This window comes from Domibacillus mangrovi (assembly GCF_001906925.1).
Taxonomy (GTDB): Bacteria; Bacillota; Bacilli; order Bacillales; family Domibacillaceae; genus Domibacillus; species Domibacillus mangrovi.
The window spans coordinates 24,376-48,161 of record NZ_MRWQ01000011.1 but is presented as its reverse complement, the minus strand read 5'-3'; the positions used below and the strand labels follow the sequence as shown (position 1 = coordinate 48,161).

Below are 23,786 nucleotides of genomic sequence, written 5' to 3'. Positions count from 1 at the left end.
AAATAAACATGTTAAAGCGCCTTGTACAGGGTGGATTCATTATTTTAGGTGGTACGCTTGGCGTATTTCTTATTTCGGACTTATTCCATTATTTTCATATTAATTATCCGCTTATTAATAATCCATACATCACTGCATTATTAGGTGCACTGTTTTTTTATTTACTGACGTTTTGGGCAGTGGATTATATTGTGGAATTTATTAAATGGATTGAAGACCGCATCGTTAATGCACCGCTTACGGATATTTTAATGGGCGGTCTCGGTTTAGTACTCGGACTGCTTGTCGCTATTTTAGTCGGTATTCCGCTTGCACAGCTTCAATTGCCAATCGTCAATACTGTTGTACCGATCCTTCTAACAATTGCTCTTGGCTATCTCGGTATTCAATTCGGTTTTAAACGTCGCGATGAATTAACCTCATTTTTTTCATCCAATAAAGGACTAAAGCGAAAAGACATCCAGTCTGAAGAAGTATTGCCTTTACTACCTGCTAAGTCCTTCAAAATTTTGGATACGAGTGTGATTATTGATGGTCGAATTGCTGACATTTGTGACACGGGGTTTCTAGATGGTACGATTGTCATTCCTCAATTCGTTCTCGAAGAATTACAGCATATTGCTGATTCGTCTGATACGCTAAAGAGAACGAAAGGACGTCGCGGGCTTGATATTTTGAACCGGATGCAAAAAGAAATCCCAATTGACGTGGAAATGACTGAAAAGGATTATGAAGACGTTCACGAAGTAGATTCGAAACTCGTTAAACTTGCGAAAGACATTGGCGGTATTGTAGTTACAAATGATTTTAACTTAAACAAAGTTTGTGAATTTCAAAAAGTACCAGTTTTGAATATTAACGATCTTGCAAACGCAGTAAAACCAGTCGTTATTCCCGGGGAAGAAATGCATGTGCTCGTTATTAAAGACGGAAAAGAACAGCGCCAGGGCGTTGCTTATCTCGATGATGGTACGATGATTGTTGTAGAAGACGGCCGCGATTTAATTGGAAAACAAATCGATGTTGTCGTCACAAGCGTATTGCAAACATCAGCCGGACGGATGATTTTTGCAAAACCAAAACACGCATGATGGAAAAAGGAAAGGGTTTGAACGAATGAATTACTTTGTCGTGATTCCAGCTGCCGGAAAAGGAAAACGCATGAGAGCGGACCGCAATAAATTGTTGCTTGAACTCGAAGGAAAGCCTGTGATTATTCATACGCTTGCTGTGTTTGAAGCAGATCCTTCATGCGAAGGAATTGTGTTATCTATTCATCCAGACGAGCGATTCGAATTTGAACAGCTTCTTTTGACGTACAACATACAAAAAGTATATGCATTTGCGACAGGTGGTAAGGAACGCCAGCATAGTGTATACAGTGGCTTAAAAATGCTCCCACCGGAAATAGACATTGTGCTCGTTCACGACGGCGCTAGACCATTTATCACGCCAGAAACGATTGCAAGACTCACCAAAAGTGCAAGCAGTACAGGAGCAGCCATTGCAGCAGTTCAGGTGAAAGATACAATTAAACAAGTGGAAGGCGACACTGTGTCACAGACGGTTGATCGGTCTAATCTATGGTCGGTTCAGACACCGCAGGCATTTCAGACGGCTGTTTTAGTATCCGCTCAGCAAAAAGCGGAAGAAGAGCAGTTTCTAGGCACAGATGAGTCATCGCTTGTCGAACGAACCGGTCACCCGGTTCAAATTGTTGAAAGTGATTATGATAATATTAAATTGACGACACCGGAAGACTTATATTTTGCCCGGGCGATCATTGCGAAAAGAAACGAAAGTCAGGTGTAATTATTTATGTTTCGAATTGGACAAGGATTTGATGTTCATCAGCTAACAGAAGGACGCCCGCTTATTATAGGCGGTATTAAGATTCCATATGAAAAGGGGCTGATCGGTCATTCAGATGCAGACGTGCTTTTGCATACAGTGGCAGATGCGTGCCTTGGCGCCGTAGGAGAGGGCGATATTGGCCGTCATTTTCCAGACACAGATGAAGCATTTAAAGATGCAGATTCAGCGAAGTTGCTTGAACACGTATGGGTGATGGTAAAAGAAAAAGGCTATAAACTCGGTAACATTGACTGTACCATTATTGCAGAAAAGCCAAAAATGGCTCCATACATTGGCGATATGCAGATGCGCATCGCAGAACTGTTAGAAGCGGATGTAAGTCAGGTCAATGTGAAAGCAACGACCACTGAAAAACTTGGATTTCCGGGACGTGGAGAAGGCATTGCATCACAAGCTGCAATCCTTTTAGTAAAAAAATAAGCATAAAACAACATGGGAGGGTACATAATTATGGCAAATGAAGTACGAGTTCGTTATGCGCCAAGTCCAACCGGACATCTTCATATTGGCAACGCACGAACAGCACTTTTTAATTACTTATATGCACGTAACCTGGGCGGAAAATTTATTATCCGCATCGAGGATACAGATCAAAAGCGAAATATTGAAGGCGGCGAAGAAAGTCAGCTTCAATACTTAAAGTGGCTCGGCATCGATTGGGATGAAGGGCCGGATGAAGGTGGCGATTACGGTCCATATCGCCAATCAGAACGTAATGATTTGTACAAAAAATATTACGAGCAGCTTCTAGAAGAAGGAAAAGCATATAAATGCTACTGCACAACGGAAGAACTTGAAGCGGAACGGGAAGCGCAGCAAGAGCGCAATGAAATTGCCGGATATTCTGGGAAATGCCGTAACTTGACGCAAGAAGAGCAGGCGGTACTCGAAGTCGAGGGACGACGTCCAAGCATCCGATTCCTTGTTCTTGAAGGTGAAACGATAGCCTTTGACGATATGGTGAAAGGAAACGTATCATTTGATTCAGACGGCATTGGCGGCGACTTTGTCATCGTCAAGCAAGATGGAACACCAACTTACAATTTTGCCGTTGCCATCGACGATCATTTAATGAAAATGACGCACGTTCTTCGTGGAGATGATCACATTTCAAATACGCCAAAGCAGCTTTTAATTTACAAAGCACTCGGCTTTGAATCACCTGTTTTTGGCCATATGACATTAATAGTCAACGAAAACCGGAAAAAATTGAGCAAGCGTGACGAATCGATCATTCAGTTTATTGAACAATACAAAGAGCTTGGATATTTACCGGAAGCCCTTTTGAATTTTATTACCTTGCTGGGCTGGTCACCGAAAGAGGAAGAAGAGATCTTTACGAAAGAACAAATTATTGAAGGTTTTGATGCGAATCGACTATCGAAATCGCCAGCCTTTTTCGATAAGCAAAAGCTTCTTTGGATGAACAATCAGTATATGAAGGAACAATCGATTGAGCGTGTAGTAGAACTAGCGCGGCCTCATCTTATCAAAGAGGGATTGATTGAAAAGGTGCTTTCTCCAAAACGAGAAGAATGGGTGACAAGTCTAATCGCGTTATATCAAGAAAAAATGAGCTTCGGTGCGGAAATTGTTCAACTGTCGGATATGTTTTTCAAAGAGGACGTTTTATATGAAGGGGAAGCGAAAGAAGTACTTTCTGAAGAGCAGGTTCCAGAAGTACTTCGTTCATTTGCTGAAAGGGTATTAGTCCTTGAACCATTTGAAGCAGATGGTGTGAAAAAAGCAATGAAAGACGTTCAAAAAGAAACAGGCTATAAAGGAAAAAAACTTTTTATGCCGATTCGCGCAGCGGTGACCGGTCAAACACATGGTCCGGATTTACCAAAGGCAATTGAACTGCTTGGAAAAGAAAAAATTTTGAAAAGGCTAAATGCCGTTCTTGATTAAAAGGATGGTCGGTATATAATAGAGTATATATACAAAAAACGTTGAAGAGGAAAAGTATGCAACAGATGCCTTTCAGAGAGAACCGTCACCCGGCTGAGAGCGGTTTAGGCCTTTCTGTTTGCAGAAGTGCCCCTCTGAGTCCGCCGCTGAACATACAAGTAAGCGGAGGCGGGTCTAACCCGTTAACAAGTCAAGTTGGAAAAATAGCTATGCTGTTTTTCAAACAGAGTGGAACCGCGTTTTAATACGTCTCTGTCTTTCAGAGGCGTTTTTTGTATGTCTGAATTTAGTATTTGAGAGGAGGAGCAACATTGTTTAAAGTGCTAAAAGAAGACATTGATATCATATTTGAACAGGATCCTGCTGCACGAAGCTACTTGGAAGTTATTTTAACGTATTCGGGTCTGCATGCAATATGGTCTCATCGTCTTGCACATGGTTTTTATAAGCGTAAATTTTATTTTATTGCACGAGTTATTTCACAAATTAGCCGCTTTTTTACAGGTATTGAAATTCATCCGGGTGCTCGTATTGGGCGTCGACTGTTTATTGATCATGGCATGGGTGTTGTCATCGGTGAAACGTGTGAAATCGGGAACAATGTGACACTCTATCAGGGGGTCACGCTCGGTGGGACTGGAAAAGAAAAAGGGAAACGTCATCCAACGCTGAAGGATGGTGCCTTGGTCGCCACAGGTGCAAAAGTACTCGGTTCGATTACCGTTGGAGAAGATGCGAGAATTGGTGCTGGTTCTGTTGTTTTGAAAGATGTGCCGCAAAATTCGACAGTTGTAGGTATTCCAGGGCGGATTGTTGTTCAAAATGGCCGGAAAGTCGAAAAGGATTTAAATCACCGCAATCTCCCGGATCCAGTGGCAGACCGGCTGAATAGTATAGAAATGGAAATTGTCCGTTTGAAAAAGGAATTGGATGAAACGAAGAAAGGGGATCAGAAGCAATGCCCATAATGATGTATAACACACTTACACGGAAAAAAGAAGAATTTATCCCAATTGATGAGGGAAAAGTGAAAATGTACGTATGTGGTCCGACCGTATACAATTATATTCATATTGGTAACGCCCGCCCGGCCATCGTATTTGATACAGTGCGCCGTCATCTGCAATATCGTGGATACGATGTGAACTATGTTTCTAACTTTACAGACGTAGATGATAAATTAATTCGCGCTGCTAATGAACTTGGTGAAGAAGTGCCGGTTATTGCAGAGCGTTTTATTAACGCATACTTTGAAGATACACAAGCGCTCGGGTGCCAAAAAGCAGATGTTCACCCACGTGTGACTGAAAATATTGAATTAATTGTTGAATTTATCAAACAGCTCGTTGAAAAGGGATTCGCCTATGAATCAGGCGGTGATGTATATTACCGTACCCGTCAATTTAACGGCTATGGAAAGCTGTCTCATCAGTCAATTGATGAGCTGAAAGTCGGCGCCCGTATTGGTGCTGGTGAAAAGAAAGATGATGCACTTGATTTTGTTTTATGGAAAACAGCTAAGAACGGCGAGGTTTCATGGGAAAGTCCGTGGGGAGCGGGACGGCCAGGCTGGCATATTGAATGTTCAGCAATGGCACGTAAATACTTAGGGGATTCAATCGATATTCACGCTGGAGGACAGGACTTAGCCTTCCCGCATCATGAAAATGAAATTGCCCAGTCAGAAGCACTGACTGGCAAACCATTTGCCCGCTACTGGCTTCATAACGGTTATATCAATATCGATAATGAAAAAATGTCAAAATCACTTGGCAATTTCGTACTCGTTCACGACATTATTAAAGTAATTGATCCACAAGTACTGCGTTTTTTCATGCTATCGGTTCATTATCGTCATCCGATTAACTACAATAAAGAATTACTTGACAGTGCAGCCGCTTCACTTGAACGTATAAAAACGGCGTATGAAAATGTAAAGCACCGTAAGCAGTCCAGCACCAATTTGGCAGAAAACAACGATCAATGGCTTGAAAAAATCAATGTCCATCATGCCCGCTTCCTCGCTGAAATGGATGACGACTTTAATACAGCGAACGCGATCTCCATTTTATTTGATTTATCGAAAGATGCGAATGTGTACTTACTTGAGCCACATACATCTACAGCAGTCATCGATTCATTTTTGTCGAAATATGATGATATGCTCTTTGTGCTCGGACTTTCAATTCAAAGCGAGCAACTGCTCGATGAAGAGGTTGAAGACTTGATTGAACAGCGCACTCAGGCGCGAAAAGACCGTGATTTTGCCCGTGCCGATGAAATACGCGACCATCTAAAAGAGTTAAACATTATTTTGGAAGATACAGCGCAGGGCATTCGCTGGAGACGTGGATGATGAAAAATTTGATGGAACCATTCAAGGAGGCGCAGCAGCTAAACGGATTGGCACTTGCATATATGGGTGATGCGGTGTATGAAGTATATATAAGGAAATTTTTGCTGGAATCGGGCCGTGTGAAGCCAAATGATCTTCACCGTGCCTCGACGCGCTATGTCTCTGCCAAAGCACAATCGGCACAGCTTCATCGTTTGCTTGAAAGTGATTTTTTAACAGAAACAGAAGTAAATGTTGCGAAACGAGGCCGTAATGCAAAGTCCGGTCACGTACCGAAAAATACAGATGTACAGACGTACAATCATAGCACCGCGTTTGAAGCGCTAATCGGATTTTTATTTTTAACCGGTCAGCTCGAGCGAATGGAAGAAGTGATTTACAATATTTTAAACGACAGCGATGAAAAAGGGAGTGTAAATGCATGACGCAGGAACAAGAATGGATCGCCGGACGAAACCCTGTACTAGAAGCATTAAGGTCCGGCCGTGATATTAATAAGTTATGGGTGCAAGAAGGATCTCAAAAAGGGTCGATGCAGCAAATTTTAAACAAAGCAAAAGAAGCAGGTATCCCAGTGCAGTTTGTGCCGAAAAGAAAAATTGAACAAGTTGTTCCAGAAAATCATCAAGGTGTAGCAGCTTCTGTTGCAGCATATCAATATGCAGAAATTGACGATTTGTTTGTCAAAGCAAAAGAAAGCGATGAACCACCTTTTTTCCTGCTGCTTGACGAATTAGAAGACCCGCATAATCTGGGCTCGATTATGAGAACAGCTGATGCAGTCGGTGTACACGGTATTATTATTCCAAAACGCCGGTCGGTCGGCTTAACTGCGACAGCGGCGAAAGCATCAACGGGCGCGATTGAGTACATTCCGGTTGTCCGCGTGACGAATTTGGTCCGAACGATGGAAGAGCTGAAAGAGCGGGGAATATGGATTGCAGGAACGGATGCATCCGGTGCGGAAGATTACCGACGGCTTGATGGCACGATGCCGCTCTGTCTCGTCATCGGCAGTGAAGGGCGTGGTGTGAGCCGCCTTGTAAAAGAAAATTGCGATTTTTTAATTCAACTGCCGATGAGCGGACATGTTACATCGCTGAATGCGTCTGTTGCCGCTTCTCTCCTCATGTATGAAGTATACCGGAAGCGTCATCCACTGGGACAATAACGATGGACATCTTACTCGTAGACGGCTATAACATGATCGGTGCTTGGCCGGAACTGCGCCAGTTAAAAGATACGGATTTTGCCGGTGCCCGCGACCGCCTTATTGAATTGATGGCAGAATACCAGGGGGTACATGGCTGCCGTGTTATCGTTGTCTTCGATGCCCATTTTGTCAAAGGGACAGAAAAAAAGTACCGGGATTCAAAAGTGGAAGTTATTTTTACAAGGGAAAATGAAACTGCAGATGAACGAATTGAAAAGTTGGCGATTGAGCTTAACAGTATTCGTGATCAAGTGAGTGTTGCAACGTCCGACTACACGGAGCAGTGGGCTGTATTCGGACAGGGTGCTCTCCGCATATCAGCGCGGGAACTTTTAACAGAGCTGAATATGATGCAAAAATCGATTGAAAAAAATCTGGATAAGATCAGCTATTACAAACCGCAGGCGCGAATACCGCTTAGTGAAGAACAAATAGAAATTTTTGAGAAGTGGCGCCGCGGCGGCAAAATGAGTAATTGACGTACAAAAAAAACGTACTGTATAATACTCCTAACTATGCTTTGCAAGCGGAGGGGGATGTATAAGCTTGAACCGTTCGATAAGTATAAGTATGAAGATGGATTCGCTGAATGATGAGCAGCTAGTAGAACTTGTACACAACGGCAACAGCGATGCCCTCGATTATTTAATTCATAAGTATCGCAACTTTGTTAGAGCAAAAGCGCGCTCTTATTTTTTAATTGGTGCGGATAAAGAAGATATTGTGCAAGAAGGAATGATTGGTTTGTATAAAGCAGTCCGCGATTACAAAGGGGACAAGCTTAGTACATTCAAAGCGTTTGCGGAATTATGTATCACCCGTCAGATTATTACAGCGATTAAAACGGCTACGAGGCAAAAACACATTCCGCTCAATTCTTATATTTCGCTCGATAAGCCTATTTACGATGAAGAATCAGACCGGACGTTAATGGATGTGCTAACTGGGGTTAAGATAACAGATCCGGAAGAATTAATGATTAACCGCGAGCTATTTATCAGCATTGAAGGAAAAGTGAATGAATTGTTAAGCGATCTCGAAAGGCAAGTGCTTGCCTTGTATTTGGATGGCCGTTCGTATCAAGAAATAGCAGAAGAATTAAACCGTCACGTGAAATCGATTGATAACGCATTACAGCGCGTCAAACGGAAATTAGAGCGTTATCTTGAATTTAAAGAGATGACCAATTAATGAAAACTTGACGGAAAATAGCTTTTAATGATACGTTTTAAGCATTGAAATGGTAAGGTGATTAAAATGGCGGAAAAAGTGTCGCTTGAATGTCAAGACTGCGGATCACGCAATTATTCGACGACTGTTACTAACATTGCCAAACGCCTAAAGATAAAAAAATTTTGCGGTGTCTGTAAGAAGCATACTGTTCATAAACAGACGAAGTGACACCGGCGTATTTCATTTTGGAGGTTTTCAGTACATGTCACGCATTACACAATTTTTCCGTAACGTGCGCTCTGAAATGAGCAAGGTCAGCTGGCCGAAAAAGAAAGAATTAACGACGTATACAATCACCGTTATTGCAACCGTTGTATTTCTTGCCCTCTTTTTTACTGTGGTTGATCTAGGTATTTCATGGATCATCCGGCTAATTTAATAAGACGATCAGCTTTCTGGAAAATTAGTTGAATACACATTGTTTTTCCGTGCTATAATGGATTTTGATAAGGATCAAAGGCTAAGTCGCAACGCCTTTGTGACCCGCGCCATGCGGACCTAAAGAAACAAAAACCCGTTGAACGGGTTTTTTCATTTGGTTTAAATGAAAAGGAGGGAAGGACAAAAGTCCCTTTCTATGGAGAAAAATTGGTATGTCGTGCACACATATTCCGGGTATGAGAATAAAGTGAAAGCAAATCTTGAAAAACGTGTTGAGTCTATGGGTATGCAAGATAAAATCTTCCGTGTGATCGTACCAGAAGAAGAACAAACAGATATTAAAAACGGCAAAACGAAAGTGACGAAGCGGAAGGTATTCCCTGGCTATGTACTCGTTGAAATCGTGATGACAGATGATTCATGGTATGTTGTGCGGAACACGCCTGGAGTAACGGGATTTGTCGGATCATCTGGCCACGGTTCTAAGCCGACAGCTCTTCTGCCGGATGAAGTAACGTCGATCCTGAAACAAATGGGTATGGATGAACGCCGCCGGGATGCTGAATTTGAAACTGGTGAAACAGTAGTTGTAAAAGAAGGTCCGTTTGCCGATTTTGAAGGAACAGTTGAAGAGATCGATCAGGATAAAGGAAAGTTAAAAGTACACGTTAATATGTTTGGTCGTGAAACACCGGTTGAACTTGAATTTGATCAAGTAAACAAATTAACCTAAAAAACGGCTTGAAATCTTACGTGAAAAGTGATAATATTTTTTAGGTCAGTATATCTAGTACTGTTAAGACTCATTTTATAATCATCTTTATTTAAATAAAGATAGACAGAGTGGGAGGGGCAAAGCCCCATGTACCACATCACGGACTTAAGGAGGTGTGTCTCGTGGCTAAAAAAGTTATTAAAGTTGTAAAACTGCAAATTCCTGCAGGTAAGGCAAACCCTGCGCCGCCGGTCGGTCCGGCACTCGGTCAAGCTGGTGTTAACATTATGGGATTCTGTAAAGAATTCAATGCACGCACAGCAGATCAAGCAGGATTGATCATTCCGGTTGAAATTTCGGTTTTTGAAGACCGTTCATTTACATTCATCACAAAAACTCCGCCTGCAGCTGTTCTGCTTAAAAAAGCAGCCGGTATTGAATCAGGATCTGGAGAACCGAACCGTAACAAAGTTGCAACGGTTAAACGTGATAAAGTGCGTGAAATTGCTGAAACAAAAATGCCTGACTTAAATGCTGCTAACGTTGAATCAGCTATGCGTATGGTTGAAGGTACTGCCCGCAGCATGGGTATTGTGATTGAAGATTAATTAGTTGTCTGTTTTTGGGGTTGCGATGTGAAGAAGATATCACTTCACACGCAACCTTTATTCGTGGGAGGTAAATCCGTTAAAACCACATAAGGAGGAAATAAATCATGACTAAACATGGTAAGAAATTCCAAGAAGCGGCGAAACTTGTTGACCGCACAAAACAATATTCAGTAGAAGAAGCAATTGAACTTGTAAAGAAAACAAGTACAGTTAAATTTGACGCAACAGTTGAGGCTGCATTCCGTCTAGGTATTGACCCGAAAAAAGCAGATCAGCAAATTCGTGGTGCGCTTGTTCTTCCAAACGGAACAGGTAAAACACAACGCGTTCTCGTATTCGCTAAAGGCGAAAAAGTGAAAGAAGCTGAAGCAGCTGGTGCAGACTATGTTGGCGATAGCGAGTATATTACGAAAATTCAACAAGGCTGGTTCGAGTTTGATGTGATCGTTGCAACACCTGACATGATGGGTGAAGTTGGTAAACTAGGCCGTGTGCTTGGACCAAAAGGTTTAATGCCAAATCCGAAAACAGGTACGGTTACATTTGATCTTGAAAAAGCTCTTCAAGAAATCAAAGCTGGTAAAGTTGAGTATCGTGCTGACAAAGCTGGTAATGTTCATGTTCCGGTTGGTAAAGTATCTTTCGACAATGAAAAATTAGTTGAAAACTTCGCAGCCATCTATGACACAATGATGAAAGTTAAACCATCAGCAGCAAAAGGTGTCTACATGAAAAACGTATCTGTTACATCAACAATGGGTCCTGGCGTAAAAATAGATCCATCATTGGTTGTTCAAACAAAAAACTAAGTTGACAACGAGTGAGTTTTCTGGTAAAGTGAACTCCGTTGTGATTATATATGTACATTTGTACCGTAGACAGCAGGGGCATATTGCTTAAACATCCTGCCGAGGACATGCGAAATAGATAGTGTGACATTCTGTCCGCTTTTCGTGCCTCCATGTCTTCCGGGACATGGAGGTTTTACGTTTCCCGTGACGGTATTAAATTGTGGACAAATTCGTCCGTACAAATTCTACAGGAGGTGTAGCAGATGAGCAGCATTATCGAGAAAAAACAAGCGCTTGTCGGTGAAATTGCTGACAAATTTAAAAACAGCCCATCGACAATCATCGTTGACTACCGCGGTCTTTCCGTGGCACAAGTTACGGAACTTCGTAAGCAACTTCGTGATGCAGGCGTTGAGTTCAAAGTTTACAAAAACTCAATGACTCGACGTGCAGCTGAAGCGGCAAGTATTACAGGTCTTGAAGAGTTCCTTACAGGTCCTAATGCTGTCGCATTCGGTAGCGAAGATGTTGTCGCTCCAGCTAAAATTTTGAATGAATTTGCGAAAGCAAATGAAGCACTTGAAATTAAAGCAGGCGTACTTGAAGGCAACTTTGTTTCAGCTGAAGAAGTTAAAGCACTTGCAGAACTTCCTTCACGCGAAGGTCTTCTTTCTATGGTACTCAGCGTTCTTCAAGCGCCAATCCGCAACTTCGCTCTTGCAGCGAAAGCAGTGGCTGATCAAAAAGAAGAGCAAGGCGCGTAATTGTAAGGCAAGCTGCCTAGCAGCATCGTAAATAAAACTATATTTAAAACACACTAAGGAGGAAATAAAAAATGTCTAAAGAGCAAATCATTGAAGCAATCAAAGAAATGTCCGTTCTTGAATTGAACGACCTTGTAAAAGCAATCGAAGAAGAGTTTGGCGTAACGGCTGCAGCACCAGTTGCAGCAGCGGGTGCTGTTGGTGGCGCAGCTGCGGCTGAGCAAACTGAATTCGATCTTATTCTTGCATCAGCAGGCGATCAAAAAATCAAAGTTATTAAAGCTGTTCGCGAAATCACAGGTCTTGGCCTGAAAGAAGCGAAAGAACTAGTTGATAACACGCCTAAAGCAATCAAAGAAGGCATTGCTAAAGAAGAAGCTGAAGAACTTAAAGCGAAACTTGAAGAAGTTGGCGCTTCTGTAGAAGTGAAGTAATTTTTTGATACAATGATACAAAAGTCCGCTGGAATCAGCGGGCTTTTGTTTATTGAAGGGAGAAATTTCTTTGGCTGACCATTATTTTTCCAAAACCCCTGACAGTCAACATCGCCCTCAGCAGTTTACATATACGCTGCGTGGGAAACAATATATATTTCATACAGATGCAGGTGTTTTTTCGAAATCTGAAGTGGATTTTGGTTCAAGACTGCTTATTGAGACATTTGAATGGCCGAGAATAGCTGGACCGATTCTTGACGCCGGATGTGGATACGGACCAATAGGTATTTCGCTCGCTGCTGAGCAGCCGGACCGTAAGATTCATATGATTGATATAAATGACCGAGCGTTAGCACTTGCCCGTAAAAATGCAGAGCTTAATCATGTTGGAAACGTCAAAATATATGAAAGTGATCGTCTTCAACGTGTGTCGCAAGAAGGGTTTGCAGCTGTGTTAACCAATCCGCCGATTCGTGCGGGTAAACAAACCGTATTCGACATTTTGCAAAATGGTTTTGCAAAACTCGCAGAAAGCGGCGAAATATGGGTAGTCATTCAAAAGAAACAAGGCGCTCCATCTGCCATAAAAGAATTAGAGAGAATAGCTGGTTCTTGTGATACGGTTGCCAAATCAAAGGGCTATTTTATTTTGCGTGCTAAAAAATAATTGACCCAAAAAAAACCGTATGCTATTATTGTAAAATGCCAATATAATAATTGTCCCCGTTTGTCAATGGGAATATTTTTCGCTGGAATGGGAACAATAACAACAAAATAGGGCCATTTGTGATAAAAATGAGGTTTTCTTTGACAAAACCTTTTTCTTTTTGTCTTATTGAGTATAGTAATACTCTGCCTTAAGATGAATTATAGGCAATTATAACGCTTGATTTGAGGGGTGAATCAGTTGACAGGTCAACTAGTTCAGTATGGACGACACCGCCAGCGTAGAAGCTATGCGCGTATTAGTGAAGTATTGGAATTACCGAATTTGATTGAGATTCAAACAGCTTCCTATCAATGGTTTCTTGATGAGGGTCTGCGTGAAATGTTTCAGGACATTTCTCCGATTGAAGATTTCACAGGCAATCTGGCACTGGAATTTATTGATTACAGTCTTGCGGAGCCGAAGTATCCAGTGGATGAATCAAAAGAGCGTGATGTTACGTACTCTGCTCCGCTTCGTGTGAAAGTCCGTCTTTTAAATAAGGAAACGGGTGAAGTAAAAGACCAAGAGGTTTTCATGGGTGATTTCCCGCTTATGACTGAGACAGGAACATTCATTATTAATGGCGCAGAGCGTGTTATCGTTTCTCAGCTTGTCCGCTCTCCGAGTGTGTATTACAACGGGAAGTTGGACAAGAACGGAAAACGAGGATTCACTGCGACTGTTATCCCAAACCGTGGTGCCTGGTTAGAATATGAAACAGATGCGAAAGACATTGTGTATGTCCGTATTGACAGAACGCGTAAATTGCCAATTACAGTATTATTGCGTGCACTCGGGTTTGGTACTGATCAAGAAATCATCGAATTGCTTGGTGATAATGAATATTTGCGCAATACGCTTGAAAAAGATAATACAGAAACGACGGAGAAAGCGCTGATTGAAATTTATGAGCGTCTTCGTCCGGGTGAGCCGCCAACAGTTGAAAACGCGAAAAGCCTTATTGTTTCTCGCTTTTTTGACCCAAAACGGTATGATCTAGCAAGTGTTGGCCGTTATAAAATGAATAAAAAGCTTCATACGAAAAACCGCTTGTTTGGACAGCGCTTGGCTGAAACGCTTGCTGATCCAGAAACAGGTGAAATTATTGCTGAAGCAGGAACGGTTCTAGACCGCCGTACACTTGATAAAATCATTCCCCACCTTGAAAATGGGGCATCATTTAAATCATACAGTCAAACAGGCGGTGTGTTTGAAGACAGTATGACTGTTCAATCAATAAAAGTATATGCACCAAACAGCGAAGAAGAGCAGATTATTAACATTATCGGCAATGGCTTCCCAGAAATGAACGTGAAGAATATTACGCCCGCTGACATTGTTGCATCGATTGGTTATTTCTTCAACCTTCTTTATGGAGTAGGCAATACCGATGATATTGATCACCTCGGTAACCGTCGTCTTCGTTCTGTAGGAGAATTGTTGCAAAATCAATTCCGTATCGGGTTATCTCGTATGGAGCGTGTTGTTCGTGAGCGCATGTCGATTCAAGATACGCAAACGATCACACCGCAGCAATTAATTAATATCCGCCCGGTTATTGCGTCGATTAAAGAATTTTTCGGAAGCTCTCAGCTTTCTCAGTTCATGGATCAGACGAACCCGTTGGCTGAATTAACACATAAACGCCGTCTATCGGCGCTCGGTCCCGGTGGTTTAACACGTGAACGCGCAGGCTTTGAAGTGCGTGACGTTCATTACTCCCACTACGGCCGTATGTGTCCGATTGAAACGCCTGAGGGCCCGAATATCGGGTTGATCAACTCTTTATCTTCATTTGCCAAAGTAAACCGTTTTGGTTTTATCGAAACACCTTACCGCCGCGTTGATCCGGATACGGGCTGCGTGACGGAAAGAATAGATTATTTAACAGCTGATGAAGAAGATAACTATGTTGTGGCACAAGCGAATGTTCCACTTAACGAAGACGGTTCATTTGCTGAAGAGGAAGTAGTTGCACGTTTTCGTGGTGAAAATACCGTTGTTAAACGCGAGCGCGCGGATTACATGGACGTATCGCCGAAGCAAGTTGTATCAGCTGCAACTGCGTGTATCCCGTTCCTTGAGAATGACGACTCCAACCGTGCTCTTATGGGAGCGAACATGCAACGCCAGGCTGTTCCTTTAATGCAGCCGGAAGCACCGATTGTTGGGACAGGTATGGAGTATGTATCCGGTAAAGACTCCGGTGCAGCTGTTATTTGTAAGCATGAAGGGATTGTTGAACGCGTAGAAGCACGCCAAATTTTTGTCCGCCGTATTCAAGAAGTAGATGGACAGGAAGTAAAAGGCGATCTCGACAAATATAAATTGCAAAAATTCATTCGTTCCAATCAGGGGACTTGCTATAACCAGCGTCCGATCGTTGCAGTTGGCAATCATGTGACAAAAGGAGAGATCCTTGCTGATGGCCCATCGATGGAACTTGGTGAACTAGCACTTGGGCGTAACGTTCTTGTTGCTTTCATGACATGGGATGGCTATAACTATGAAGATGCCATTATTATGAGTGAAAGACTCGTAAAAGATGATGTGTATACATCCATTCACATTGAAGAATATGAGTCAGAATCACGCGATACGAAGCTTGGACCGGAAGAAATCACACGAGATATTCCAAATGTTGGGGAAGATGCACTTCGCAACCTTGATGACCGTGGTATTATCCGGATCGGTGCTGAGGTAAAAGATGGTGACTTGCTTGTTGGTAAAGTAACGCCTAAAGGGGTAACAGAACTGACAGCAGAAGAACGTCTTCTACATGCGATTTTTGGTGAAAAAGCACGTGAAGTCCGTGATACATCACTGCGTGTCCCTCATGGCGGCGGTGGTATTGTCCTTGATGTGAAAGTCTTTAACCGTGAAGACGGCGATGAATTACCACCAGGTGTAAATCAGCTTGTGCGTGTATACATTGTTCAGAAACGGAAGATTTCTGAAGGAGATAAAATGGCGGGACGTCATGGTAACAAAGGGGTTATCTCTCGCATTTTGCCAGAAGAAGACATGCCTTACATGCCAGACGGTACGCCAGTTGACATCATGCTTAACCCGCTAGGTGTCCCATCTCGTATGAACATCGGTCAAGTGCTTGAGCTTCATTTAGGCCTAGCAGCCCGATATCTGGGTATTCATGTAGCATCACCAGTGTTTGATGGTGCTTCTGAGGACGATGTGTGGGAGACAATTGAAGAAGCAGGCATGAGCCGTGATGCGAAAACGATACTTTATGATGGCCGTAGCGGTGAGCCATTTGATAACCGTGTATCTGTGGGGATCATGTACATGATCAAACTTGCGCATATGGTTGATGACAAGCTTCATGCTCGTTCAACGGGACCATATTCACTTGTTACACAACAGCCGCTTGGTGGTAAAGCACAGTTCGGCGGACAGCGTTTCGGTGAAATGGAAGTATGGGCGCTTGAAGCATACGGTGCCGCTTATACATTACAAGAAATCTTAACAGTAAAATCGGATGATATCGTCGGTCGTGTGAAAACATATGAAGCAATCGTCAAAGGTGAAAATGTTCCAGAACCAGGCGTGCCTGAATCATTTAAAGTATTAATCAAAGAACTTCAAAGTCTTGGTCTTGATGTGAAAATTATGTCTGGAGATGATCAGGAAATAGAAATGCGTGATCTTGAGGATGAAGATGACGTTCAACAAGCGGATTCATTGAATATCGCTCCTGAAACAGTCAAAACAGAAACGGTTGGAACAAAAGACTAACTTGTTTTATAATTTTGCCCAAAAAGCGCTCTTTTTCAGCGCTTTTTGGGCACTTTCAAGGAAAATGGGTAATAGAAAAGGGAGGTAGACCCCTTGCTGGATGTCAATAATTTCGAGTATATGAAAATTGGTCTTGCTTCACCGGATAAGATTCGTTCATGGTCTTATGGGGAAGTAAAAAAACCAGAAACAATTAACTACCGTACGCTAAAACCAGAAAAAGACGGCTTATTTTGTGAACGGATTTTTGGTCCTACAAAAGACTGGGAATGTCACTGCGGTAAATACAAGCGTGTTCGTTATAAAGGTGTTGTCTGTGACCGATGTGGCGTAGAAGTAACAAAAGCGAAAGTGCGCCGTGAACGAATGGGTCATATTGAGCTTGCAGCGCCAGTTTCACATATTTGGTACTTTAAAGGAATTCCAAGCCGTATGGGTCTTGTTCTTGACATGTCGCCGCGTGCGCTTGAAGAAATTATTTATTTTGCTTCGTATGTTGTAACAGAGTCAGGTGATACAGCTCTTGAAAAGAAGCAGTTGCTTTCTGAAAAAGAGTACCGGGCATATCGTGAAAAATACGGGAAAAAGTTCCAAGCATCTATGGGTGCGGAAGCTATTAAAAAGCTTCTGCAAGATATCGATCTCGATAAAGAAACAGAACAGTTGAAGGAAGAGTTGAAATCGGCACAAGGACAGCGTCGTACACGTGCGATTAAGCGTCTTGAAGTGATTGAAGCATTTCGCCATTCTGGCAATAAACCGGATTGGATGATACTTGATGTTCTACCGGTTATCCCACCGGAACTTCGCCCAATGGTACAACTTGATGGTGGCCGTTTCGCGACATCTGATTTGAATGATTTGTATCGTCGCGTTATCAACCGGAATAACCGTTTGAAGCGTCTATTAGACTTAGGTGCGCCAAGCATTATCGTTCAAAATGAAAAGCGTATGCTTCAGGAAGCAGTTGATGCGCTGATTGATAACGGACGTCGTGGACGCCCTGTCACAGGGCCGGGTAACCGTCCTTTGAAATCTCTTTCTCATATGCTGAAAGGGAAGCAAGGCCGTTTCCGTCAAAACTTACTCGGCAAACGAGTTGACTATTCAGGACGTTCTGTTATCGTTGTTGGGCCAAATTTAAAAATGTATCAGTGCGGACTTCCGAAAGAAATGGCACTTGAATTGTTTAAACCATTTGTAATGAAAGAACTCGTTGAAAGAGGTCTTGCGCATAACATTAAGAGTGCAAAGCGTAAAATTGAACGCGTTCAATCAGACGTATGGGATGTACTTGAAGAAGTCATTAGAGAACATCCAGTACTTTTAAATCGTGCGCCAACTCTTCACCGCCTTGGCATTCAAGCATTTGAACCGACACTTGTTGAAGGTCGTGCAATTCGTCTTCATCCGCTCGTTTGTACAGCTTACAATGCTGACTTCGATGGTGACCAAATGGCTGTTCATGTTCCGCTGTCTGCTGAAGCACAGGCAGAAGCACGTATGCTTATGCTTGCGGCACAGAACATCTTAAACCCGAAAGATGGGAAGCCAGTTGTTACACCGTCTCAGGACATGGTACTCGGCAACTACTACCTAACGCTTGAGCGGAAGGGGGCAGTTGGTGAAGGAGCTATTTTCAAAGATACGAATGAAGCGATCTTAGCTTATCAAAATGGCTATGTTCATCTTCATACGCGTGTAGCTGTAGCAGCGTCATCACTTGAAAATCAAACATTTACAGAAGAACAAAATAAACAACTTCTTGTTACAACTGTTGGGAAATTAATCTTCAACGAGATTTTGCCGGACACATTCCCATACATTAACGAACCGACAAACAGCAACCTTGAAGTGAAAACACCCGAAAAATATTTCATTGCTGCAGGTGTGAATGTACCGGAGCATATTGCTGAACAAGAGATTGTTCCGCCGTTTAAAAAGGGTATTTTGGGTAATATCATTGCTGAAGTGTTCAAACGTTTCAAAATCACTGAAACATCGAAAATGCTTGACCGGATGAAAGACCTTGGTTTTAAACACTCGACAAAAGCGGGTATTACAGTAGGGGTTGCGGACATTGTTGTTTTAGGTGAAAAAGAAGGGATTTTGCATGAAGCACAGGCGAAAGTTGATAACGTCATGAAGCAGTTCCGCCGCGGCTTAATTACCGAGGAAGAACGTTATGATCGTGTTATTTCGATCTGGAGTGCAGCGAAAGATGTTATCCAAGGTAAACTGATGGCCTCTCTAGATATTCGCAATCCAATCTTCATGATGAGTGATTCTGGTGCTCGTGGTAATGCATCTAACTTTACACAGCTAGCTGGTATGCGCGGACTTATGGCCAATCCGGCTGGTCGTATTATCGAACTTCCGATCAAATCGTCATTCCGTGAAGGCTTGACAGTACTTGAATACTTTATTTCAACGCATGGTGCACGTAAAGGTCTTGCTGATACTGCGCTGAAAACAGCCGATTCTGGATATTTGACACGTCGACTTGTTGATGTGGCACAGGATGTTATTGTTCGCGAAGAAGACTGTGGGACAGACCGTGGTCTTGAAATAAGCTCAATTAAAGATGGGACAGAAGTGATTGAAGCGCTTGAAGAACGTCTTGTCGGACGTTATGCTCGTAAAGCTGTTAAACATCCGGAGACGGGTAAAGTGCTTGTTCGTGATAATGAGCAAATCGATGAAGATTTAGCGAAAGTCATTGTGGAGGCAGATGTTGAAAAAGTTTGGATTCGTTCCGCTTTCACATGTAACACACGCCACGGTGTATGTAAAAAATGTTACGGACGTAACTTGGCAACAGGGCAGGAAGTCGAAGTGGGCGAAGCAGTTGGTATTATTGCTGCTCAGTCGATTGGTGAGCCAGGTACACAGCTTACGATGCGTACATTCCATACGGGCGGTGTAGCAGGAGACGATATCACACAAGGTCTTCCTCGTATTCAAGAGATTTTCGAAGCGCGTAACCCGAAAGGGCAAGCGATTATTTCTGAAATTAATGGTACGGTTACTGCGCTTAACGAAGGCAAAGACCGTCAACAAGAAATCGTCGTGCAAGGTGATGTGGAAACACGCACATACACGGCTCCATATACAGCGCGTTTAAAAGTAGCGGTAAATGATTCAATTATTCGCGGTCAAGAGCTAACAGAAGGTTCTATTGATCCGAAAGAATACTTGAAAATTAAAGATGTCACATCTGTTCAGGAATACTTGCTGCGTGAAGTGCAAAAAGTATATCGGATGCAGGGTGTTGAAATCGGCGATAAGCACATAGAAGTAATGGTACGTCAAATGCTTCGCAAAGTACGAGTACTTGAAGCGGGCGATACAGATGTGCTTCCAGGTAGTCTGCTTGAAATTCATCAGTTCCGCGATGCGAACGAGAAAGCACTTCTTGAAGGCGGTATACCGGCAACGGGCCGTCCGATTTTACTCGGTATTACGAAAGCATCTCTTGAAACAGATTCATTCCTATCAGCTGCTTCATTCCAGGAGACAACACGTGTCCTAACGGATGCAGCGATCAAAGGAAAGCGCGACGAATTACTTGGCTTGAAGGAAAACGTCATTATCGGAAAACTCATTCCAGCGGGTACAGGCATGCAGCGTTATCGCCTAACTGAAGCAAATATGAAAAAAGTAGAATCAGTTCCAGCAGAATAAAGAAGTGTTTATCGGTGTCTGCGCACGCAGACACCGATAAAATTTTTTGTTTGAGACAGTTGACACTAAAAAGTGAAAGTGTTAATATGATCAAGGTGTTCCTATAAGACCACACTAAATTAGTCTGGAGATAGGAATAAAACAATCGTTGCCACTATTTGCAAATGATGTTTTTGCAGTTTGCTGCAAGAACTTTGTTTTTACCCAAAAATGAGCCACCTGGAAGTGTGGGCTTAGAAAAAAGGAAGGGAGGATTTTTACATGCCTACTATTAATCAGTTAGTACGTAAGCCTCGTAAATCAAAGATCACTAAATCGAAGTCTCCGGCGCTTAATAAAGGATTTAACAGCTTTAAGAAAGCTCAAACCGATGTACTTTCTCCGCAAAAACGCGGTGTATGTACTCGTGTTGGTACTATGACGCCGAAAAAACCGAACTCAGCGCTTCGTAAATATGCACGTGTGCGTTTGAGCAATGGTATTGAAGTAACAGCTTATATCCCTGGTATTGGCCATAACCTTCAAGAGCATAGTGTTGTTCTTATTCGCGGCGGACGTGTAAAAGATTTACCGGGTGTTCGTTATCACATCGTTCGTGGTGCGCTTGATACAGCCGGTGTTGAAACTCGTCGCCAAGGCCGTTCTAAATACGGTACAAAACGTCCTAAAGCTCCAAAAAATTAATGTAACTTACTTGTAACTTATTTTCCGAAAGGAGGAAAAAATATGCCACGTAAAGGCCCTGTAGCAAAAAGAGACGTATTGGCCGATCCGCTTTACAACTCAAAACTCGTTTCTCGTCTCATCAATAAAATGATGGTTGACGGTAAAAGAGGGAAGTCACAAGCGATTCTTTACGCCGCTTTTGACACAATCCGTGAACGCACGGGTAATGATCCAATGGAAGTATTTGACCAGGCAATGAAAAACATCATGCCAGTACTAGAGGTGAAAGCACGCCGTGTTGGTGGAGCTAACTATCAAGTACCAATTGAAGTTCGCCCAGACCGTCGTACAACTTTAGGACTCCGTTGGTTAGTGAATTATGCTCGTCTTCGCGGTGAAAAAACAATGGAAGAACGCCTTGCAGCGGAAATTATGGACGCAGCAAACAACACTGGTGCTTCTGTTAAAAAACGCGAAGATACGCACAAAATGGCGGAAGCAAATAAAGCATTTGCTCACTACCGCTGGTAAAATAATTAAATTAAACTTTAACCTAATCCAGGAAGGAGAAAGACATAGATGGCAAGAGAGTTCTCCTTAGACAAAACTCGTAACATTGGAATCATGGCTCATATCGATGCTGGTAAAACAACAACGACTGAGCGTATCCTGTATTATACAGGCCGCATCCATAAGATTGGTGAAACGCATGAAGGTGCTTCTCAAATGGACTGGATGGAGCAGGAACAGGAGCGTGGTATTACAATCACGTCTGCTGCCACAACTGCTTCTTGGAAAGATCATCGGGTTAACATCATCGATACACCGGGACACGTAGACTTCACTGTTGAAGTTGAACGTTCTTTACGTGTACTTGATGGTGCCGTAACGGTTCTCGATGCTCAATCCGGCGTTGAGCCACAAACGGAAACAGTATGGCGTCAAGCGACGACTTACGGTGTTCCACGTGTTGTATTCGTCAATAAAATGGACAAAATGGGTGCAGACTTTCTTTACTCAGTCGGTACAATCCATGATCGTCTCATGGCGAATGCACACCCAATTCAACTTCCAATCGGTGCTGAAGATGAGTTCTCCGGCATTATTGATTTGATTGAAATGAAAGCAACAATATATGGCAATGACCTCGGAACTGACATCGAAGTCACTGATATCCCAGCAGATTATCAAGATCAAGCAGAAGAGTACCGTGAGAAGCTAATCGAAGCTGTAGCGGAACTTGATGAAGATTTAATGGAGAAATACCTTGGCGGCGAAGAGTTGACGAATGATGAAATCAAAGCTGCGATCCGTAAGGGTGTTATCAACGTTGAATTCTTCCCTGTTATGGTTGGTTCTGCGTTTAAAAATAAAGGTGTTCAACTTATGTTGGATGCTGTTATCGACTATCTTCCAGCACCAACGGATGTACCGGCAATTAAAGGTACACTTCCAGACAGTGACGAAGAAGTGGAACGTGAATCAAGTGATGAAGCGCCATTCTCGGCACTTGCATTTAAAGTTATGACGGACCCTTATGTTGGTAAATTAACATTCTTCCGCGTATATTCCGGTGTTCTTCAATCTGGTTCTTACGTGCAAAACTCAACAAAAGGAAAGCGTGAGCGTGTAGGACGTATCTTACAAATGCATGCCAATTCCCGTGAAGAGATTTCGCAAGTATACGCAGGCGACATCGCTGCGGCCGTTGGTCTTAAAGATACAACGACTGGCGACACGCTTTGTGAAGAAAAAAATCTTGTTATTCTTGAATCTATGGTGTTCCCTGATCCAGTTATTTCACTTTCTGTTGAGCCGAAAACAAAGGCTGATCAGGATAAAATGACGACAGCACTCCAAAAACTTCAAGAAGAAGATCCAACATTCCATGCACACACGGACCAGGAAACTGGGGAAGTTATTATCGCAGGTATGGGTGAGCTTCACCTAGATATTCTCGTTGACCGTATGCGCCGTGAATTCAAGGTAGAAGCAAATGTTGGTGCACCACAAGTATCTTACCGTGAAACATTCCGTTCAAGCGCACAGGTTGAGGGTAAATTTGCTCGTCAATCCGGTGGACGCGGACAGTTTGGACACGTTTGGATCGAATTCTCTCCTAATGAAGAAGGAGCAGGCTTTGAATTTGAAAATGGCATTGTTGGTGGTTCTGTACCGCGTGAGTATGTCCCAGCTGTTCAAGCAGGTCTTGAAGACGCTATGAAAAATGGTGTTCTTGCCGGCTATCCGTTAATCGATGTTAAAGCCCGTCTTTTTGATGGTTCTTACCATGATGTCGATTCATCTGAGATGGCGTTTAAAATTGCTGCGTCATTGGCGCTTAAAAATGCGATTTCTAAATGTAACCCAGTCATTCTTGAGCCGCTTATGAAAGTTGAAGTTGTTATTCCAGACGAATATCTTGGCGATATCATGGGTGATGTTACATCACGTCGTGGCCGCGTAGAAGGTATGGAAGCACGTGGTAATGCACAAGTCGTTAAAGCATTCGTTCCGCTTGCTGAAATGTTCGGTTATGCAACATCTCTTCGTTCTAACACGCAAGGACGCGGTAACTACTCTATGCAATTCGATCATTATGAAGAAGTGCCTAAGAGTGTGCAAGAAGACATTATCAAAAAAAATAAAGGCCAATAATTGATTTATACTTGCGAATCAAGTATAAA

At 42.7% G+C, this 23,786-nt stretch carries 23 protein-coding genes and 2 other annotated features; all 23 genes read left to right on the top strand.

Annotated elements, in window-relative coordinates; all coding sequences use genetic code 11:
• Nucleotides 1-8: 8 nt before the first annotated feature.
• The 23 genes from BLL40_RS12920 to fusA all read left to right on the top strand — a co-directional run bounded on the left by BLL40_RS12920 (nt 9) and on the right by fusA (nt 23,757).
• Complete coding sequence (locus BLL40_RS12920; protein WP_073712305.1) at nt 9-1,091, top strand: PIN/TRAM domain-containing protein; 1,083 nt, start codon at nt 9-11, stop codon at nt 1,089-1,091.
• A gap of 25 nt (nt 1,092-1,116) precedes the next feature.
• Nucleotides 1,117-1,812 carry a 2-C-methyl-D-erythritol 4-phosphate cytidylyltransferase gene (ispD, locus tag BLL40_RS12915; protein ID WP_073712311.1) on the top strand — a complete coding sequence of 232 codons (696 nt, stop codon included), beginning with the start codon at nt 1,117-1,119 and terminating at the stop codon, nt 1,810-1,812.
• 6 nt (nt 1,813-1,818) lie between these two features.
• Nucleotides 1,819-2,295, top strand: a complete 477-nt coding sequence (ispF, locus tag BLL40_RS12910) for a 2-C-methyl-D-erythritol 2,4-cyclodiphosphate synthase (RefSeq protein WP_073712304.1) — start codon at nt 1,819-1,821, stop codon at nt 2,293-2,295.
• A 30-nt stretch (nt 2,296-2,325) separates the two neighbouring features.
• On the top strand, nt 2,326-3,786 hold the full coding sequence (gene gltX / locus BLL40_RS12905; RefSeq protein WP_073712303.1) for a glutamate--tRNA ligase: 1,461 nt from the start codon (nt 2,326-2,328) through the stop codon (nt 3,784-3,786).
• Between the two features lie 32 nt (nt 3,787-3,818).
• Nucleotides 3,819-4,043: a binding site (T-box leader), on the top strand.
• Nucleotides 4,044-4,097: 54 nt separating this feature from the next.
• Nucleotides 4,098-4,754, top strand: coding sequence for a serine O-acetyltransferase (gene cysE / locus BLL40_RS12895; protein WP_073712301.1), 657 nt, complete (start codon nt 4,098-4,100; stop codon nt 4,752-4,754).
• Entirely contained in the window at nt 4,745-6,142 is a 1,398-nt protein-coding gene (gene cysS, locus BLL40_RS12890; protein WP_073712300.1) for a cysteine--tRNA ligase, read from the top strand. Before cysE ends, cysS begins: the two co-directional genes overlap by 10 nt.
• The gene (locus BLL40_RS12885) at nt 6,142-6,567 is read left to right on the top strand and encodes a Mini-ribonuclease 3 (protein ID WP_083566516.1); all 426 of its coding nucleotides are present in this window, start codon (nt 6,142-6,144) and stop codon (nt 6,565-6,567) included. Before cysS ends, BLL40_RS12885 begins: the two co-directional genes overlap by 1 nt.
• Complete coding sequence (rlmB, locus tag BLL40_RS12880; RefSeq protein WP_073712298.1) at nt 6,564-7,313, top strand: 23S rRNA (guanosine(2251)-2'-O)-methyltransferase RlmB; 750 nt, start codon at nt 6,564-6,566, stop codon at nt 7,311-7,313. The genes BLL40_RS12885 and rlmB overlap by 4 nt, the downstream gene beginning before the upstream one ends.
• Nucleotides 7,314-7,315: 2 nt before the next feature.
• The gene (locus BLL40_RS12875; RefSeq protein WP_073712297.1) at nt 7,316-7,834 is read left to right on the top strand and encodes an NYN domain-containing protein; all 519 of its coding nucleotides are present in this window, start codon (nt 7,316-7,318) and stop codon (nt 7,832-7,834) included.
• Nucleotides 7,835-7,925: 91 nt separating this feature from the next.
• Entirely contained in the window at nt 7,926-8,546 is a 621-nt protein-coding gene (gene sigH / locus BLL40_RS12870) for an RNA polymerase sporulation sigma factor SigH (RefSeq protein WP_095532852.1), read from the top strand.
• Between the two features lie 66 nt (nt 8,547-8,612).
• Nucleotides 8,613-8,756 carry a 50S ribosomal protein L33 gene (gene rpmG / locus BLL40_RS12865; protein WP_073712295.1) on the top strand — a complete coding sequence of 48 codons (144 nt, stop codon included), beginning with the start codon at nt 8,613-8,615 and terminating at the stop codon, nt 8,754-8,756.
• A 34-nt stretch (nt 8,757-8,790) separates the two neighbouring features.
• Nucleotides 8,791-8,967, top strand: coding sequence for a preprotein translocase subunit SecE (gene secE, locus BLL40_RS12860; RefSeq protein ID WP_073712294.1), 177 nt, complete (start codon nt 8,791-8,793; stop codon nt 8,965-8,967).
• 198 nt (nt 8,968-9,165) lie between these two features.
• Nucleotides 9,166-9,702, top strand: coding sequence for a transcription termination/antitermination protein NusG (gene nusG / locus BLL40_RS12855; RefSeq protein WP_073712293.1), 537 nt, complete (start codon nt 9,166-9,168; stop codon nt 9,700-9,702).
• A 164-nt stretch (nt 9,703-9,866) separates the two neighbouring features.
• The gene (gene rplK / locus BLL40_RS12850; protein ID WP_018395143.1) at nt 9,867-10,292 is read left to right on the top strand and encodes a 50S ribosomal protein L11; all 426 of its coding nucleotides are present in this window, start codon (nt 9,867-9,869) and stop codon (nt 10,290-10,292) included.
• Nucleotides 10,293-10,399: 107 nt separating this feature from the next.
• A complete protein-coding gene (gene rplA, locus BLL40_RS12845) occupies nt 10,400-11,104 on the top strand; it encodes a 50S ribosomal protein L1 (protein ID WP_073712292.1) in 705 nt (234 codons plus the stop codon).
• A 45-nt stretch (nt 11,105-11,149) separates the two neighbouring features.
• Nucleotides 11,150-11,292: a sequence feature (ribosomal protein L10 leader region), on the top strand.
• A gap of 57 nt (nt 11,293-11,349) precedes the next feature.
• Nucleotides 11,350-11,850, top strand: coding sequence for a 50S ribosomal protein L10 (gene rplJ / locus BLL40_RS12840; RefSeq protein WP_073712291.1), 501 nt, complete (start codon nt 11,350-11,352; stop codon nt 11,848-11,850).
• Between the two features lie 71 nt (nt 11,851-11,921).
• On the top strand, nt 11,922-12,284 hold the full coding sequence (rplL, locus tag BLL40_RS12835) for a 50S ribosomal protein L7/L12 (RefSeq protein WP_073712290.1): 363 nt from the start codon (nt 11,922-11,924) through the stop codon (nt 12,282-12,284).
• A 70-nt stretch (nt 12,285-12,354) separates the two neighbouring features.
• Entirely contained in the window at nt 12,355-12,954 is a 600-nt protein-coding gene (locus BLL40_RS12830) for a class I SAM-dependent methyltransferase (RefSeq protein WP_073712289.1), read from the top strand.
• A gap of 240 nt (nt 12,955-13,194) precedes the next feature.
• The gene (gene rpoB, locus BLL40_RS12825; protein WP_073712288.1) at nt 13,195-16,749 is read left to right on the top strand and encodes a DNA-directed RNA polymerase subunit beta; all 3,555 of its coding nucleotides are present in this window, start codon (nt 13,195-13,197) and stop codon (nt 16,747-16,749) included.
• Between the two features lie 93 nt (nt 16,750-16,842).
• A complete protein-coding gene (gene rpoC, locus BLL40_RS12820) occupies nt 16,843-20,433 on the top strand; it encodes a DNA-directed RNA polymerase subunit beta' (RefSeq protein WP_073712287.1) in 3,591 nt (1,196 codons plus the stop codon).
• Between the two features lie 261 nt (nt 20,434-20,694).
• Nucleotides 20,695-21,117 carry a 30S ribosomal protein S12 gene (gene rpsL, locus BLL40_RS12815; protein ID WP_018395150.1) on the top strand — a complete coding sequence of 141 codons (423 nt, stop codon included), beginning with the start codon at nt 20,695-20,697 and terminating at the stop codon, nt 21,115-21,117.
• Nucleotides 21,118-21,159: 42 nt separating this feature from the next.
• Nucleotides 21,160-21,630 (top strand): 30S ribosomal protein S7, encoded by a 471-nt coding sequence (rpsG, locus tag BLL40_RS12810; RefSeq protein WP_018395151.1) that lies wholly within the window; start codon nt 21,160-21,162, stop codon nt 21,628-21,630.
• A 48-nt stretch (nt 21,631-21,678) separates the two neighbouring features.
• On the top strand, nt 21,679-23,757 hold the full coding sequence (gene fusA, locus BLL40_RS12805; protein ID WP_073712286.1) for an elongation factor G: 2,079 nt from the start codon (nt 21,679-21,681) through the stop codon (nt 23,755-23,757).
• The last annotated feature ends 29 nt before the right edge of the window (nt 23,758-23,786 follow it).

What these genes read in the sequence shown, in the direction of transcription:
- BLL40_RS12920 (WP_073712305.1), top strand. Translation starts at nt 9, where the DNA reads ATGTTAAAGCGCCTTGTACAGGGTGGATTCATTATTTTAGGTGGTACG.
- ispD (WP_073712311.1), top strand. Translation starts at nt 1,117, where the DNA reads ATGAATTACTTTGTCGTGATTCCAGCTGCCGGAAAAGGAAAACGCATG.
- ispF (WP_073712304.1), top strand. Translation starts at nt 1,819, where the DNA reads ATGTTTCGAATTGGACAAGGATTTGATGTTCATCAGCTAACAGAAGGA.
- gltX (WP_073712303.1), top strand. Translation starts at nt 2,326, where the DNA reads ATGGCAAATGAAGTACGAGTTCGTTATGCGCCAAGTCCAACCGGACAT.
- cysS (WP_073712300.1), top strand. Translation starts at nt 4,745, where the DNA reads ATGCCCATAATGATGTATAACACACTTACACGGAAAAAAGAAGAATTT.
- BLL40_RS12885 (WP_083566516.1), top strand. Translation starts at nt 6,142, where the DNA reads ATGAAAAATTTGATGGAACCATTCAAGGAGGCGCAGCAGCTAAACGGA.
- rlmB (WP_073712298.1), top strand. Translation starts at nt 6,564, where the DNA reads ATGACGCAGGAACAAGAATGGATCGCCGGACGAAACCCTGTACTAGAA.
- BLL40_RS12875 (WP_073712297.1), top strand. Translation starts at nt 7,316, where the DNA reads ATGGACATCTTACTCGTAGACGGCTATAACATGATCGGTGCTTGGCCG.
- sigH (WP_095532852.1), top strand. Translation starts at nt 7,926, where the DNA reads ATGAAGATGGATTCGCTGAATGATGAGCAGCTAGTAGAACTTGTACAC.
- rpmG (WP_073712295.1), top strand. Translation starts at nt 8,613, where the DNA reads ATGGCGGAAAAAGTGTCGCTTGAATGTCAAGACTGCGGATCACGCAAT.
- secE (WP_073712294.1), top strand. Translation starts at nt 8,791, where the DNA reads ATGTCACGCATTACACAATTTTTCCGTAACGTGCGCTCTGAAATGAGC.
- nusG (WP_073712293.1), top strand. Translation starts at nt 9,166, where the DNA reads ATGGAGAAAAATTGGTATGTCGTGCACACATATTCCGGGTATGAGAAT.
- rplA (WP_073712292.1), top strand. Translation starts at nt 10,400, where the DNA reads ATGACTAAACATGGTAAGAAATTCCAAGAAGCGGCGAAACTTGTTGAC.
- rplJ (WP_073712291.1), top strand. Translation starts at nt 11,350, where the DNA reads ATGAGCAGCATTATCGAGAAAAAACAAGCGCTTGTCGGTGAAATTGCT.
- rplL (WP_073712290.1), top strand. Translation starts at nt 11,922, where the DNA reads ATGTCTAAAGAGCAAATCATTGAAGCAATCAAAGAAATGTCCGTTCTT.
- rpsL (WP_018395150.1), top strand. Translation starts at nt 20,695, where the DNA reads ATGCCTACTATTAATCAGTTAGTACGTAAGCCTCGTAAATCAAAGATC.
- rpsG (WP_018395151.1), top strand. Translation starts at nt 21,160, where the DNA reads ATGCCACGTAAAGGCCCTGTAGCAAAAAGAGACGTATTGGCCGATCCG.
- fusA (WP_073712286.1), top strand. Translation starts at nt 21,679, where the DNA reads ATGGCAAGAGAGTTCTCCTTAGACAAAACTCGTAACATTGGAATCATG.